Source organism: Enterobacter oligotrophicus, assembly GCF_009176645.1.
Classification (GTDB): domain Bacteria; phylum Pseudomonadota; class Gammaproteobacteria; order Enterobacterales; family Enterobacteriaceae; genus Enterobacter; species Enterobacter oligotrophicus.
In genome coordinates this window covers 2,712,254-2,727,472 of record NZ_AP019007.1, presented here as the reverse complement: position 1 = coordinate 2,727,472, position 15,219 = coordinate 2,712,254, and the positions used below count along the sequence as shown (strand labels likewise).

The 15,219-nt window shown below is 52.3% G+C and carries 11 protein-coding genes and 4 tRNA genes; 2 read left to right on the top strand and 13 right to left on the bottom strand.

Going from position 1 to position 15,219, the window contains the following annotated elements:
• Positions 1-287 precede the first annotated feature (287 nt).
• Positions 288-596: a PTS sugar transporter subunit IIB gene (locus EoCCA6_RS13050; RefSeq protein WP_010425948.1), complete on the top strand. Its 309-nt coding sequence runs from the start codon at positions 288-290 to the stop codon at positions 594-596.
• Positions 596-913, top strand: coding sequence for a PTS lactose/cellobiose transporter subunit IIA (locus tag EoCCA6_RS13045; RefSeq protein ID WP_014168157.1), 318 nt, complete (start codon positions 596-598; stop codon positions 911-913). The genes EoCCA6_RS13050 and EoCCA6_RS13045 overlap by 1 nt, the downstream gene beginning before the upstream one ends.
• Positions 914-1,059: 146 nt before the next feature.
• Here the strand turns inward: EoCCA6_RS13045 and rpoC are convergent, their stop codons facing one another.
• From rpoC to EoCCA6_RS12980, 13 genes are all read right to left on the bottom strand, one after another.
• Positions 1,060-5,283: a DNA-directed RNA polymerase subunit beta' gene (rpoC, locus tag EoCCA6_RS13040; protein WP_152082998.1), complete on the bottom strand. Its 4,224-nt coding sequence runs from the start codon at positions 5,281-5,283 to the stop codon at positions 1,060-1,062.
• Positions 5,284-5,359: 76 nt separating this feature from the next.
• A complete protein-coding gene (gene rpoB, locus EoCCA6_RS13035) occupies positions 5,360-9,388 on the bottom strand; it encodes a DNA-directed RNA polymerase subunit beta (RefSeq protein ID WP_014882065.1) in 4,029 nt (1,342 codons plus the stop codon).
• Positions 9,389-9,707: 319 nt separating this feature from the next.
• Positions 9,708-10,073, bottom strand: coding sequence for a 50S ribosomal protein L7/L12 (gene rplL, locus EoCCA6_RS13030; RefSeq protein WP_002445276.1), 366 nt, complete (start codon positions 10,071-10,073; stop codon positions 9,708-9,710).
• A gap of 66 nt (positions 10,074-10,139) precedes the next feature.
• Positions 10,140-10,637, bottom strand: coding sequence for a 50S ribosomal protein L10 (gene rplJ, locus EoCCA6_RS13025; RefSeq protein WP_003862338.1), 498 nt, complete (start codon positions 10,635-10,637; stop codon positions 10,140-10,142).
• A gap of 289 nt (positions 10,638-10,926) precedes the next feature.
• Complete coding sequence (gene rplA, locus EoCCA6_RS13020) at positions 10,927-11,631, bottom strand: 50S ribosomal protein L1 (RefSeq protein ID WP_006810530.1); 705 nt, start codon at positions 11,629-11,631, stop codon at positions 10,927-10,929.
• A gap of 3 nt (positions 11,632-11,634) precedes the next feature.
• The gene (gene rplK / locus EoCCA6_RS13015; RefSeq protein WP_008503452.1) at positions 11,635-12,063 is read right to left on the bottom strand and encodes a 50S ribosomal protein L11; all 429 of its coding nucleotides are present in this window, start codon (positions 12,061-12,063) and stop codon (positions 11,635-11,637) included.
• Positions 12,064-12,219: 156 nt separating this feature from the next.
• The gene (gene nusG / locus EoCCA6_RS13010; RefSeq protein ID WP_003862341.1) at positions 12,220-12,765 is read right to left on the bottom strand and encodes a transcription termination/antitermination protein NusG; all 546 of its coding nucleotides are present in this window, start codon (positions 12,763-12,765) and stop codon (positions 12,220-12,222) included.
• Position 12,766: 1 nt separating this feature from the next.
• Positions 12,767-13,150 (bottom strand): preprotein translocase subunit SecE, encoded by a 384-nt coding sequence (secE, locus tag EoCCA6_RS13005; RefSeq protein ID WP_003862342.1) that lies wholly within the window; start codon positions 13,148-13,150, stop codon positions 12,767-12,769.
• A 229-nt stretch (positions 13,151-13,379) separates the two neighbouring features.
• Complete coding sequence (gene tuf, locus EoCCA6_RS13000) at positions 13,380-14,564, bottom strand: elongation factor Tu (protein WP_013094997.1); 1,185 nt, start codon at positions 14,562-14,564, stop codon at positions 13,380-13,382.
• 118 nt (positions 14,565-14,682) lie between these two features.
• Positions 14,683-14,758 (bottom strand) — tRNA-Thr (locus EoCCA6_RS12995).
• A 6-nt stretch (positions 14,759-14,764) separates the two neighbouring features.
• A tRNA-Gly gene (locus EoCCA6_RS12990) sits at positions 14,765-14,839 on the bottom strand.
• A gap of 117 nt (positions 14,840-14,956) precedes the next feature.
• Positions 14,957-15,041, bottom strand: a tRNA-Tyr gene (locus EoCCA6_RS12985).
• Between the two features lie 8 nt (positions 15,042-15,049).
• Positions 15,050-15,125, bottom strand: a tRNA-Thr gene (locus EoCCA6_RS12980).
• Between the last annotated feature and the right edge of the window lie 94 nt (positions 15,126-15,219).

Below are 15,219 nucleotides of genomic sequence, written 5' to 3'. Positions count from 1 at the left end.
CTCTTAAGACATTAACCGGGTGATTGTCGGCTGACGCCCGGTTTTTTTATGCTAACAGGGTCAGCAACGGAAGCTGACCAGGGCGAAAAGTTTCTTCCTCGTTTCGCCCTGCCTTCACGCTTCAGGCCGGTTTCAACAGCCCTGGCGCTCTCCGATACAAAATTGTAACCGGTTTCAGTAAATTGCCGATTTCTTTGTGATGCCTGACACACAATCGCGGTAAAGCGGTTGTTGAAGCGGTCTGCACGGGATAATTATCAATAAACACATGTAGATCGAGGCTGACTATGAAGAACATCGTTTTATGCTGTGCAGCGGGAATGTCAACCAGCATGCTGGTTCAACGTATGAAAGATGCCGCGCAGAAAAAAGGGGTCGAAGTAACCATTAAAGCCGTTCCGGTCGCGGAGTTTAAAGACAACATCGCGACGGCCGACATCGTATTACTGGGGCCACAGGTTAAATACGAACAGGCAAAACTTCAGGCGCAGGCCGACCCGCTAGGCAAGAAAGTCGCGGTAATCGATATGATGGATTACGGCATGATGAAAGGTGATGCCGTACTGGAAAAAGCGCTCAAGCTGCTGGAGTCATAATGGAAGACTTAGAAACAACGATCATGGAACTGTTGGTCAACGCAGGTGCGGCGCGCAGTGCAGCCCTGACGGCGTTACAGATGGCGCGCAAAGGTGACTTTGACGAAGCTGAAAAAGCGATGGAAGAGTCGCGCGAATATGTGAAGCATGCGCATACGATTCAGACTCAACTCATCGGGCTTGATGAAGGAACCGGGAAGCTGCCGGTAAACCTGATTACCGTTCACTCTCAGGACCACCTGATGAACGCGATGGTTATTCAGGATCTGGCGGGCGATATGATTGAGCTTTATCGTCGTTTGCCGCTGATTAACTGAATAAATCCTGGTGGCGCTACGCTTACCAGGCCTACAAAACAGCATAAAAAAACCCGCCGAGGCGGGTTTTTTATTGTCGGGTGGCGCTACGCTTACCCGACCTACGAGGCACATGCCCGGTAATGTTTATTACCGGGCATCAACGATTACTCGTTGTCGGAACCGCCCAGACCTGCGTTCAGCAGTTCTGCCAGGCTCGCGGAGGCATCTTCAGCAGTTACCTGCGGTGCTGCTGGCAGTTCGCCCGCAGCACGACGACGCATACGATCCTGGTGGTACGCATAACCGGTACCCGCCGGGATCAGACGACCCACGATAACGTTCTCTTTCAGACCGCGCAGTTCATCACGTTTACCTGCAACAGCCGCTTCGGTCAGGACACGCGTGGTTTCCTGGAACGATGCTGCAGAGATGAAGGACTCGGTTGCCAGAGACGCTTTGGTGATACCCAGCAGGTCACGTGCGAAGGTCGCACTGACTTTGCCATTCGCCTCCAGCTCGCGGTTAGCGATCTTGACGCGTGAGTATTCAACCTGCTCGCCTTCCAGGAAGTCGGAGCTGCCCGCGTTTTCGATGGTTGCTTTACGCAGCATCTGACGAACGATAACTTCGATGTGTTTATCGTTAATCTTAACGCCCTGCAGACGGTATACGTCCTGTACTTCGTTAACGATGTAACGGGTAACAGCATGCACACCACGCAGACGCAGGATGTCGTGCGGCGCTTCTGGACCATCGGAAACCACGTCACCACGTTCTACACGTTCACCTTCGAACACGTTGAGCTGACGCCACTTAGGAATCATCTCTTCGTACGGCTCGCTGCCATCTACAGGCGTGATCACCAGACGGCGCTTACCTTTGGTCTCTTTACCGAAGGAGATGATACCGCTGATTTCAGCCAGGATTGCCGGCTCTTTCGGACGACGAGCTTCGAACAGGTCCGCAACGCGTGGCAGACCACCGGTGATGTCCTTGGTACCGCCGGATTCCTGAGGAATACGCGCCAGGGTGTCACCAGAGCTGATCTGTACGCCATCTTCCAGCTGTACAATCGCTTTACCCGGCAGGAAGTACTGCGCAGGCATATCAGTACCAGGGATCAGAACGTCGTTACCCTGAGCATCAACGATTTTCAGTGCAGGACGCAGATCTTTACCACCGGTAGTACGTTCAGCAGAATCCAGAACCACCAGAGAAGACAGACCGGTCAGCTCGTCGGTCTGACGAGTAATGGTCTGGCCGTCAATCATGTCAGTGAAGCGGATGAAACCACTTACTTCGGTGATAACCGGCATGGTGTGTGGGTCCCAGTTTGCAACGGTTTCACCGCCGGCAACCTGCTCGCCATCACCTTTCGCCATAACCGCACCGTAAGGCACTTTATAGCTCTCTTTAGTACGACCGAATTCGTCGATCAGCTTCAGCTCGGTGTTACGAGAGGTCACAACCAGCTTGCCTGCGGAGTTAACAACAGACTTCGCGTTGCTGAGCTTGATGCTACCTTTGTTTTTCACCTGGATGCTGGATTCAGCAGCCGCACGAGATGCCGCACCACCGATGTGGAACGTACGCATCGTCAGCTGTGTACCCGGCTCACCGATGGACTGTGCCGCGATAACGCCGATGGCTTCACCTTTGTTGATGATGTGGCCACGCGCCAGGTCACGACCGTAGCAGTGTGCACATACACCAAAGTCGGTGTCACAGGATACAACGGAACGCACTTTCACTGAGTCAACAGAGTTCGCTTCCAGCAGGTCACACCACTGTTCGTGCAGCAGGGTGTTGCGTGGAACCAGAATGTCTGCGGTGCCCGGCTTCAGAATGTCTTCCGCGGTCACACGACCCAGTACGCGATCGCGCAGCGGCTCTTTAACATCACCACCCTCGATAACCGGGGTCATGGTGATACCTTCGAGGGTGCCACAATCGTCTTCGGTGACGACCAGATCCTGCGCAACGTCAACCAGACGACGCGTCAGATAACCGGAGTTCGCCGTTTTCAGTGCGGTATCCGCCAGACCTTTACGCGCACCGTGCGTGGAGATGAAGTACTGGAGTACGTTCAGACCTTCACGGAAGTTCGCGGTGATTGGCGTTTCGATGATGGAGCCATCTGGCTTCGCCATCAGACCACGCATACCTGCCAGCTGACGAATCTGTGCTGCGGAACCACGCGCACCGGAGTCGGCCATCATGTAGATGCTGTTGAAGGAAACCTGCTGCTCTTCAACGCCGTCACGGTTAATCACGGTTTCGGTCTGCAGGTTATCCATCATCGCTTTGGATACACGATCGTTCGCCGCTGCCCAGATATCGATAACTTTGTTATAGCGTTCGCCTGCGGTTACCAGACCAGACTGGAACTGCTCCTGGATCTCAGCAACTTCAGCTTCCGCTTCAGAGATGATCTCGTGTTTCTTCTCCGGGATGACCATGTCATCGATACCAACAGATGCACCTGAACGCGCTGCATAAGCAAAGCCGGTGTACATTGTCTGGTCAGCGAAGATAACGGTCGGCTTCAGGCCCAGAATGCGGTAACAGGTGTTCAGCATTTTGGAGATAGCCTTCTTGCCCAGCGCCTGGTTGACGATGGAGAAAGGCAGACCTTTCGGTACGATCATCCACAGAATGGCACGGCCAACGGTCGTGTCTTTCAGGCTGGTTTTCGCAACGAATTCGCCGTTTTCATCTTTTTCGTATTCGGTGATACGCACTTTAACGCGCGCATGCAGAGAGGCCAGGCCAGCGCGGTAAATACGCTCAGCTTCTTTAGGGCCAGTCAGCACCATGCCTTCGCCTTTGGCGTTAACACAGTCACGGGTCATGTAGTACAGACCCAATACAACGTCCTGAGAAGGAACGATGATTGGTTCACCGTTCGCTGGAGACAGGATGTTGTTGGTAGACATCATCAGCGCACGCGCTTCGAGCTGGGCTTCCAGCGTCAGCGGTACGTGAACAGCCATCTGGTCACCATCGAAGTCGGCGTTATAGGCCGCACAAACCAGCGGGTGCAGCTGGATAGCTTTACCTTCGATCAGGACTGGCTCAAAGGCCTGGATACCCAAACGGTGCAGGGTTGGTGCACGGTTCAGCAGTACCGGGTGTTCGCGGATCACTTCGTCCAGGATATCCCAAACGACAGCTTCTTCACGCTCAACCATTTTCTTCGCGGCTTTGATGGTGGTGGCGAGGCCACGCAGCTCCAGCTTGCCGTAGATGAACGGTTTGAACAGCTCCAGTGCCATTTTCTTCGGCAGACCGCACTGATGCAGACGCAGGTAAGGACCTACGGTGATTACAGAACGACCGGAGTAGTCAACACGCTTACCGAGCAGGTTCTGACGGAAACGACCCTGTTTACCTTTGATCATGTCGGCCAAAGATTTCAGAGGACGTTTGTTAGAACCGGTGATCGCACGACCGCGACGACCGTTATCCAGCAGGGCATCTACCGCTTCCTGCAGCATACGTTTTTCGTTGCGTACAATGATGTCCGGCGCTGCCAGATCCAGCAGACGTTTCAGACGGTTGTTACGGTTGATAACGCGACGATACAGATCGTTCAGATCGGACGTTGCGAAACGACCACCATCCAGCGGAACCAGCGGACGCAGGTCTGGCGGCAGAACCGGCAGAACGGTCAGGATCATCCACTCTGGTTTGTTACCAGACTGAACGAACGCTTCCAGCAGTTTGATACGCTTGGTCAGCTTTTTACGCTTGGTTTCGGAGTTGGTTTCGTTCAGCTCTTCACGCAGAGTTTCACACTCTTGCTCCAGATCCATGCTCTTCAGCAGGGCCTGGATAGCTTCTGCACCCATCTTCGCGTCGAATTCGTCACCGAACTCTTCCAGCGCGTCCAGATACTGTTCTTCGGTCAGAATCTGGTTACGTTCCAGGTTCGTCATACCGCCTTCGATCACAACATAAGATTCGAAGTACAGAACACGTTCGATATCGCGCAGCGGCATATCCAGCAGCAGACCGATACGGGACGGCAGAGATTTCAGGAACCAGATGTGAGCAGTCGGAGACGCCAGCTCGATGTGGCCCATACGCTCACGGCGTACTTTGGTTTGGGTCACTTCAACGCCGCACTTCTCACAGATCACACCGCGGTGTTTCAGGCGCTTGTACTTACCGCACAGGCACTCGTAGTCTTTTACTGGCCCGAAAATACGCGCACAGAAAAGGCCGTCACGCTCAGGTTTGAACGTACGGTAGTTGATGGTTTCCGGCTTTTTAACTTCACCAAAAGACCATGAACGGATCATGTCTGGCGAAGCCAGAGCAATCTTGATCGCATCAAACTCTTCGGTTTTAGTCTGCGCTTTCAGAAACTTTAATAAATCTTTCACGGATTTGCTCCCGTCGGAGTTAGCACAATCTGGTGTCGGGGGTTAACCCGACACCAGTGACCTGTTTGAGCGAGAATTACTCGTCTTCCAGTTCGATGTTGATACCCAGCGAACGAATCTCTTTCAACAGTACGTTGAAGGATTCTGGCATGCCCGGTTCCATCTGATGGTTGCCGTCCACGATGTTTTTATACATCTTGGTACGACCGTTGACGTCATCAGACTTAACGGTGAGCATTTCCTGCAGGGTGTATGCTGCGCCGTATGCTTCCAGCGCCCACACTTCCATCTCCCCGAAGCGCTGACCACCGAACTGAGCCTTACCACCCAGCGGCTGCTGAGTAACCAGGCTGTAAGAACCGGTAGAACGAGCGTGCATCTTGTCGTCGACCAGGTGGTTCAGTTTCAGCATGTACATGTAACCTACGGTTACCGGACGTTCGAACTGTTCACCGGTACGGCCGTCAAACAGCGTAATCTGACCAGACGTTGGCAGACCACCCAGTTGCAGCAGCTCTTTAATTTCAGCTTCTTTTGCACCGTCGAATACCGGCGTTGCAATTGGCATACCTTTGCGCAGGTTCTCTGCCAGACGCAGCACTTCTTCATCGCTGAAGGTGTTCAGGTCGACTTTCTGACGAACGTCGGTACCCAGATCGTAGGCACGCTGGATGAACTCGCGCAGTTTCGCGACTTCCTGCTGCTGTTTCAGCATGGCGTTAATCTTATCGCCGATACCTTTCGCAGCCATACCCAGGTGGGTTTCCAGAATCTGACCGATGTTCATACGAGACGGTACGCCCAGTGGGTTCAGTACGATATCTACCGGCGTACCGTTAGCATCGTGCGGCATATCTTCGATCGGGTTGATCTTAGAGATAACACCCTTGTTACCGTGACGACCTGCCATCTTATCACCAGGCTGGATCTGACGTTTAACAGCCAGATACACCTTAACAATCTTCAGCACGCCTGGTGCCAGATCGTCGCCCTGAGTGATTTTGCGGCGTTTCGCTTCGAGTTTTTTCTCGAACTCGTGTTTCAGTTCGTCATACTGCTCAGCCAGCTGTTCCAGCTGATTTTGTTTCTCTTCGTCGGTCAGGCCCAGTTCCAGCCAGCGATCGCGTGGCAGTTTGTCGAGCTTCTCAGCTTCAACGCCACCGGCAACCAGCACCGCATAGATACGGCTGAACAGACCCGCTTCGAGGATCTGCAGTTCTTCAGACAGGTCTTTCTTCGCCTGTTTGAGCTGCATCTCTTCGATTTCCAGCGCACGTTTATCTTTCTCAACGCCGTCACGGGTGAAGACCTGAACGTCGATAACCGTACCGGAAACACCGTTTGGTACGCGCAGAGAAGAGTCTTTAACGTCAGACGCTTTCTCACCGAAGATTGCACGCAGCAGCTTCTCTTCTGGCGTCAGCTGGGTTTCACCTTTCGGCGTTACCTTACCAACCAGAATGTCACCGCCGGTCACTTCCGCACCGATGTAAACAATACCGGATTCATCCAGTTTGGAGAGCGCAGCTTCACCCACGTTAGGGATGTCGGCAGTGATCTCTTCTGGCCCCAGCTTGGTGTCACGGGACACGCATGCCAGTTCCTGAATGTGGATGGTAGTGAAACGATCTTCCTGAACCACACGCTCGGAGACGAGGATGGAGTCTTCGAAGTTGTAACCGTTCCACGGCATGAACGCTACGCGCATGTTCTGACCGAGCGCCAGTTCACCGAGGTCGGTGGACGGACCGTCTGCCAGCACGTCGCCGCGCTCAACTGGCTCACCCAGAGATACACAAGGCATCTGGTTGATACAGGTGTTCTGGTTAGAACGGGTGTATTTGGTCAGGTTGTAGATGTCGATACCCGCTTCGCCCGGATACATCTCGTCTTCGTTAACTTTAATAACGATACGGGATGCGTCGACGTACTGAACGGTACCGCCACGCTTAGCCACTGCAGTAACACCGGAGTCAACGGCAACAGCACGTTCCATACCGGTACCAACCAGCGGCTTATCAGCACGCAGAGTTGGAACGGCCTGACGTTGCATGTTCGCACCCATCAATGCACGGTTGGCGTCATCGTGTTCCAGGAACGGGATCAGGGACGCACCGACGGAAACCACCTGCTGAGTGGATACGTCCATGTAGTCAACCTGGTCGCGGCTGAACAAGCTGGATTCGCCTTTGCTACGGCAGGTAACCAGATCTTCTACAAAGTGGCCTTCGTCATCCAGGTTGGAGTTCGCCTGAGCGATAACGTAGTTGCCTTCTTCGATAGCAGACAGGTAGTGAATTTCGTCGGTTACAACACCGTCAGTCACTTTACGGTACGGGGTCTCAAGGAAACCGTATTCGTTCGTCTGTGCGTACACGGACAGGGAGTTGATCAGACCGATGTTCGGACCTTCAGGCGTTTCGATTGGACATACGCGACCGTAGTGGGTCGGGTGTACGTCTCGAACTTCAAAGCCTGCGCGTTCACGGGTCAGACCGCCTGGGCCGAGTGCAGAGATACGACGTTTGTGCGTAATCTCAGACAGCGGGTTGTTCTGGTCCATGAACTGAGACAGCTGGCTGGAACCGAAGAACTCTTTCACTGCTGCAGAAATCGGCTTGGCGTTGATCATATCCTGAGGCATCAGGGTATCCAGATCGCCCAGAGACAGACGCTCTTTCACCGCACGCTCTACACGCACCAGGCCAACGCGGAACTGGTTTTCCGCCATTTCGCCTACGGAACGGATACGACGGTTGCCGAGGTGGTCGATATCGTCCACTTCGCCTTTACCGTTACGGATATCGATGAGCTTCTTCATCACTTCGATGATGTCGTCTTTGCTCAGGATACCGGAACCTTCGATTTCGTCGCGCAGCAGAGAACGGTTGAACTTCATACGACCCACAGCGGACAGATCGTAGCGGTCTTCGGAGAAGAACAGGTTCTCGAACAGGCTTTCAGCCGCTTCGCGAGTTGGTGGCTCACCAGGACGCATCATGCGGTAGATTTCAACCAGCGCACTCAGACGATCGGTCGTTGGGTCGACGCGAATAGTCTCAGAGATATAAGGACCGTGGTCCAGATCGTTGGTGAACAGCGTTTCGATACGTTTGTGGCCAGACTGGCTCAGCTTAGCCAGCAGATCCAGGCTCAGCTCCATGTTAGCCGGACAGATCAGCTCGCCAGTTGATTCATCAACGTAATCTTTCGCGGCTACTTTTCCTGCAATGTATTCAACCGGAACTTCGATGTGTTTGATATCATCTTTTTCCAGTTGGCGGATGTGGCGCGCGGTGATACGGCGACCTTTTTCCACATACACTTTGCCGTCGGCTTCGATGTCGAACGACGCGGTCTCACCACGCAGACGTTCCGGCACCAGCTCCATCTGCAGCTTGTTGTCGCGGATTTCAAAGATCACTTTCTCAAAGAACAGGTCCAGGATCTGCTCAGTGGTATATTGCAGCGCACGCAGAATGATGGTTGCAGGCAGCTTACGACGACGGTCGATACGGACAAACAGGTTGTCTTTCGGATCGAACTCAAAGTCCAGCCAGGAACCACGGTAAGGAATGATGCGTGCGTTATACAGTACTTTACCGGAAGAGTGCGTTTTACCTTTATCGCTGTCGAAGAAGACACCAGGGCTACGATGCAACTGGGAAACGATAACACGCTCAGTACCGTTGATAACGAAAGTACCGTTGTCTGTCATGAGTGGAATTTCACCCATGTAGACTTCTTGTTCTTTAATGTCTTTAACGGTGCCTTCCGGCGCTTCGCGCTCGTAGATCACCAGACGCAGTTTTACGCGCAGCGGTGCGGAATAGGTCACGCCACGGATCTGACATTCCTGAACGTCAAACACCGGTTCGCCAAGGCGGTAGCTGACGTACTGCAGCTCGGAGTTACCGCTGTAGCTCTGAATCGGGAACACGGAACGGAAGGCTGCTTCCAGGCCGTACTGCCCTTCAGGATCTTGCTCGATAAACTTCTGGAACGAGTCAAGCTGGATAGAAAGGAGATATGGAATGTCCAGAACTTGTGGACGTTTACCAAAATCCTTACGAATACGTTTTTTCTCGGTATAGGAGTAAACCATAGGGTTCCTCAGCTCGCTGACAAGTCGACCCATCTGTCCGACGAAGGGACAGTTTGTGCAACACCATTTTGTGGACCGGAAAATTGAATACTTTCCGCAATACCTGTTGCTATCACGCTTAAACCATTTCATTGCGATTTACACAGAGCGAGCACCCTGTCGCAGTATATTAAGTCGTCGATAGAAACAAGCATTGTCAGGACAATCAGCAGTCAAACAGTGTGAAATGCTACTGATGCCTTACAGCGCAAAAAGGCTGGTGACTAAAAAGTCACCAGCCATCAGCCTGATTACTCAGGCTGCAACCAGAAAAGTTGGCTTATTTAACTTCAACTTCAGCGCCAGCTTCTTCCAGAGATTTTTTCAGTGCTTCTGCGTCGTCTTTGCTCACGCCTTCTTTCAGCGCAGCTGGAGCAGATTCTACCAGGTCTTTAGCTTCTTTCAGACCCAGGCCAGTTGCGCCACGTACTGCTTTGATAACAGCAACTTTGTTCGCGCCAGCAGCTTTCAGAATTACGTCGAATTCAGTTTTTTCTTCAGCAGCTTCAGCCGGGCCCGCAGCTACAGCTACAGCAGCAGCAGCAGAAACACCGAATTTTTCTTCCATTGCAGAAACCAGCTCTACAACGTCCATTACGGACATAGCTGCTACTGCTTCAATGATTTGATCTTTAGTGATAGACATTTAAATTGTTCCTGAAAATCAGAATAAGTTTATACGTAAGCAAATGCTTTATAAAGATAACTGCGATTAAGCAGCTTCTTTTGCATCGCGTACAGCAGCCAGAGTGCGAACCAGTTTGCCAGCCGCAGCTTCTTTCATGGTTGCCATCAGGCGTGCAATTGCTTCTTCGTAGGTCGGCAGGGTTGCCAGGCGATCGATTTGCGATGCCGGGATCAACTCACCTTCAAAGGCTGCAGCTTTGACCTCAAATTTTGCATTCGCTTTCGCGAACTCTTTGAACAGACGAGCAGCAGCGCCCGGATGTTCCATAGAGTATGCAATCAGGGTCGGACCAACAAACGTGTCTTTCAGGCACTCGAACTGAGTACCTTCAACTACGCGGCGCAGCAGGGTGTTACGAACAACACGCATGTATACGCCAGCTTCACGACCTGCTTTACGCAGTTCAGTCATTTTGTCTACAGTAACGCCACGGGAATCCGCAACTACTGCAGACAGCGCGCCTTTGGCTACTTCGCTGACTTCAGCAACAATCGCTTGTTTGTCTTGAAGATTTAAAGCCATTAGCTTTGCTCCTGGATGTTTGCCGGAACTCATGTTCCGGAACTCACTTCACTCAACCCAACGGGAAGAGCGTCTTAATACGGTGAGCAGAAACAAGCCAGAGTATTAAAAATAATCTTAGCGTTCTGTCACCGTCTACGCAGGGGATTAAGTCTCTTGCGAAACACCTGCGGTCTTCGACGGAGGCCTGGATAGGCCAGGCTCCAACGAACAAATCTTTTAGCCGCTAACTTTCGTTAGCAAACGTGGGGGTAAGATTGTAGACAAAATCACCGCCCACGTAAAGGCATTAGTTTGCAGCAGCGCTCAGGCCAGCCTGGTCAACTGCAACACCTGCACCCATGGTGGTGGAGATGCTAACTTTCTTGATGTACACGCCTTTCGCCTGAGTTGGTTTTGCTTTTTTCAGCGCAACCAGCAGAGCTTCCAGGTTTTCTTTCAGTTTGTCAGCGTCAAAGTCCACTTTACCGATGGTGGTGTGGATGATGCCGTTTTTGTCGTTACGATAACGAACCTGACCTGCTTTAGCGTTCTTAACCGCTTCAGCAACGTTAGGGGTTACAGTACCGACTTTCGGGTTTGGCATCAGGCCGCGTGGACCCAGAACCTGGCCCAGCTGGCCAACAACGCGCATTGCATCTGGAGAAGCAATAACAACGTCAAAGTTCATTTCGCCTTTCTTGATCTGATCAGCCAGATCTTCCATACCTACCAGTTCAGCGCCGGCAGCTTTAGCAGCTTCAGCGTTTGCACCCTGAGCAAATACAGCTACGCGAACGGAACGGCCAGTACCGTGTGGCAGTACAGTCGCGCCACGAACGTTCTGATCGGATTTACGAGCGTCGATGCCCAGGTTAACGGCAACGTCAACGCTTTCAACGAACTTAGCAGTTGCCAGTTCTTTCAGCAGAGCGATAGCTTCGTTGATGTCGTACTGTTTGGTCGCATCAACTTTGTCACGGATCACGGACATGCGCTTGGTCAGTTTAGCCATTTCTTAGTCCTCCACTACCAGGCCCATGGAACGTGCAGTACCTTCGATGGAGCGAGTCATCGCTTCAATGTCGGCACCAGTCATGTCGGCAGCTTTGGTCTGCGCGATTTCCTGCAGCTGAGCGCGGGAAATTTTACCCACTTTGTCTTTGTTCGGCTTACCGGAACCAGACTTGATACCCGCCGCTTTCTTCAGCAGAACAGCTGCTGGAGGGGTTTTGGTAACGAAAGTGAAAGAACGGTCAGCGTAAACAGTGATTACGACTGGGATTGGCAGACCTTTTTCCAGGGATTCAGTTTTTGCGTTGAACGCTTTACAGAATTCCATGATGTTCACACCCTGCTGACCCAGAGCTGGACCAACTGGTGGACTTGGGTTCGCCATACCAGCTGCAACCTGCAGCTTGACGTAGGCTTGTACTTTCTTAGCCATTCTAAAATCCTCTGATTGGGTAATAGCGCCTCAGGGAGGCTCCCCGTGAATAAAAATCGTTTTACGGGCCGTAACCCATAAAAACAAAAGGCGCGAAATTGTATTCCAATCTCGCGCCTTGTGCAACGATTAAATCGTCGCTTTTTTGATCGCTGCTTAGGCTTTTTCGACCTGGGCAAAGTCCAGTTCTACCGGGGTCGCACGACCGAAGATAGAAACGGAAACTTTCAGGCGGGACTTCTCGTAGTCCACTTCTTCAACCACGCCGTTAAAGTCAGCAAACGGACCGTCATTAACACGAACCATTTCACCCGGTTCAAACAGCGTTTTCGGACGCGGCTTATCACCCACCTGCTGCAGGCGGTTCATGATCGCATCGACTTCTTTGTCGCTGATTGGTGCCGGACGGTCAGACGTGCCGCCGATAAAGCCCATTACGCGCGGTACGCTGCGCACCAGGTGCCAGCTCGCGTCGTTCATCACCATCTGAACCAGCACGTAACCTGGGAAGAATTTGCGCTCGCTTTTGCGACGCTGGCCGCCACGGATCTCAACCACTTCTTCGGTCGGAACCATAACTTCGCCAAATAACTCTTCCATGTTGTGTAATTTGATATGCTCACGCAGCGACGTAGCTACGCGGCCTTCAAAACCGGAAAACGCCTGAACGACGTACCAGCGCTTTTTAGGGGCTTCAGACATCTCAGAACCTCAGGCCAGTGATAAAGGATACCAGGCGAACCAGAATACCATCCAGTCCCCACAGGATCAGTGACATTACAGCGGTTACCGCCGCTACGATCAGCGTGGTGTGCAATGTTTCCTGGCGAGTCGGCCAAATGACCTTGCGGACTTCGGTACGCGCTTCGCGAGCGAAAGCGACAGTCGCTTTGCCTTTTGTCGTCAACAGCGCGACACCACCCGCTGCAGCAATCAGAATTACCACTGCAAGCGCGCGTAGCGGCAGCATCATGTCACGATAAAGATAGTTGCCGACAATCGCTACGATCAGCAGCACGGCTACAACTACCCATTTCATCGCTTCCAGGCCGCGCCCGCTCCCTTGAGCTTCGGTATTCGCACTCATAAACCAACCTGTCAGAAGTATTCTACAAACATTTTCACCCCGCGATTGCGAGGCAAACCAAATCGAAACGCTTAATCGCTTTTCGGATTATACGCTCTCTGCAGAGCCTGTCTCAGCAATGATTATGACAAAAATAATCACTGATGAGCCAGGTTCTGATGTGAAAGCGTGCAAAAAGGGCATCAAATGATGCCCTTTTATTGCGCATTGCGTCAAATGTTATCAGCGATTAGCCGAGAACTTTAGCAACAACGCCCGCGCCAACGGTACGGCCGCCTTCACGGATTGCGAAACGCAGACCGTCGTCCATCGCGATTGGGTGGATCAGAGTCACAACCATCTTGATGTTGTCGCCTGGCATTACCATCTCTACGCCTTCTGGCAGTTCGATGGTACCGGTCACGTCAGTTGTACGGAAGTAGAACTGTGGACGGTAGCCTTTGAAGAACGGAGTATGACGGCCGCCTTCGTCTTTGGACAGGATGTACACTTCAGATTCGAACTTGGTGTGTGGCTTGATTGAGCCTGGCTTCGCCAGTACCTGACCACGTTCGATTTCTTCACGTTTGATACCACGCAGCAGAACACCAACGTTCTCACCGGCACGGCCTTCGTCCAGCAGTTTGCGGAACATTTCAACGCCAGTACAGGTAGACTTCGCAGTCTCTTTAATACCAACGATTTCAACTTCTTCGCCAACTTTGATGATACCGCGCTCTACACGACCGGTAACAACGGTACCACGACCGGAGATGGAGAATACGTCTTCGATTGGCAGCAGGAATGGCTTGTCAATCGCACGCTCTGGTTCCGGGATGTAAGAATCCAGGTAGCCAGCCAGTTCGATGATTTTCGCTTCCCACTCTGCGTCGCCTTCCAGCGCTTTCAGTGCAGAACCACGAACGATTGGGGTGTCGTCGCCTGGGAAATCGTACTGAGACAGCAGTTCACGAACTTCCATCTCTACCAGTTCCAGCAGCTCTTCGTCATCAACCATGTCGCATTTGTTCAGGAACACGATGATGTAAGGAACGCCTACCTGACGACCCAGCAGGATGTGCTCACGAGTCTGAGGCATTGGGCCGTCAGTCGCAGCAACAACCAGGATCGCGCCGTCCATCTGCGCAGCACCGGTGATCATGTTTTTAACATAGTCGGCGTGGCCTGGGCAGTCTACGTGTGCGTAGTGGCGAGTCGGGGTGTCATATTCAACGTGAGAGGTGTTGATGGTGATACCACGAGCTTTTTCTTCTGGCGCGTTATCGATCTGGTCGAATGCACGAGCGGAACCACCGTAGGTTTTTGCCAGAACGGTAGTGATTGCAGCGGTCAGCGTTGTTTTACCATGGTCAACGTGGCCGATAGTACCGACGTTAACGTGCGGTTTTGTACGTTCAAACTTTTCTTTAGACATCGATTGTCCCTCTAAGACACGGATAAATCGGTGATATCACCACATCAACCAGGCGAAATGCCTGAACTGTTGAATACATTTACATTGAAACAGAGAGAAACGGGAGGGAGAAGTGAAGTGGTGCTGATACCCAGAGTCGAACTGGGGACCTCACCCTTACCAAGGGTGCGCTCTACCAACTGAGCCATATCAGCACGTATTGGAGCGGGCAGCGGGAATCGAACCCGCATCATCAGCTTGGAAGGCTGAGGTAATAGCCATTATACGATGCCCGCATCCTGAAACTCGGCTACCCAGTTCTTTCTGTAACAAAAAAAGAGATTTCTCTCTTTTTAAGTTCGAGCTGGTCGATTTTTTTAACCAGCTCCGGCGGCGCTTACGCTGCCAGAAAGTGGTGGTGGGGGAAGGATTCGAACCTTCGAAGTCTGTGACGGCAGATTTACAGTCTGCTCCCTTTGGCCGCTCGGGAACCCCACCGGACTTGATGGTGCCGACTACCGGAATCGAACTGGTGACCTACTGATTACAAGTCAGTTGCTCTACCTACTGAGCTAAGTCGGCATCAAGTAGCGCGCATTCTATGGAGACATGCGCGGTCATGCAACTAAAAAATTGCATAAAACGTTCTTTCGCTCACATTTTATGCGAAAGGAGT

Excerpts from the sequence above, each read along its gene's own strand:
- EoCCA6_RS13050 (WP_010425948.1), top strand. The coding sequence starts at position 288 with ATGAAGAACATCGTTTTATGCTGTGCAGCGGGAATGTCAACCAGCATG.
- EoCCA6_RS13045 (WP_014168157.1), top strand. The coding sequence starts at position 596 with ATGGAAGACTTAGAAACAACGATCATGGAACTGTTGGTCAACGCAGGT.
- rpoB (WP_014882065.1), bottom strand. The coding sequence starts at position 9,388 with ATGGTTTACTCCTATACCGAGAAAAAACGTATTCGTAAGGATTTTGGT.
- rplL (WP_002445276.1), bottom strand. The coding sequence starts at position 10,073 with ATGTCTATCACTAAAGATCAAATCATTGAAGCAGTAGCAGCTATGTCC.
- rplJ (WP_003862338.1), bottom strand. The coding sequence starts at position 10,637 with ATGGCTTTAAATCTTCAAGACAAACAAGCGATTGTTGCTGAAGTCAGC.
- rplA (WP_006810530.1), bottom strand. The coding sequence starts at position 11,631 with ATGGCTAAACTGACCAAGCGCATGTCCGTGATCCGTGACAAAGTTGAT.
- rplK (WP_008503452.1), bottom strand. The coding sequence starts at position 12,063 with ATGGCTAAGAAAGTACAAGCCTACGTCAAGCTGCAGGTTGCAGCTGGT.
- nusG (WP_003862341.1), bottom strand. The coding sequence starts at position 12,765 with ATGTCTGAAGCCCCTAAAAAGCGCTGGTACGTCGTTCAGGCGTTTTCC.
- secE (WP_003862342.1), bottom strand. The coding sequence starts at position 13,150 with ATGAGTGCGAATACCGAAGCTCAAGGGAGCGGGCGCGGCCTGGAAGCG.
- tuf (WP_013094997.1), bottom strand. The coding sequence starts at position 14,564 with ATGTCTAAAGAAAAGTTTGAACGTACAAAACCGCACGTTAACGTCGGT.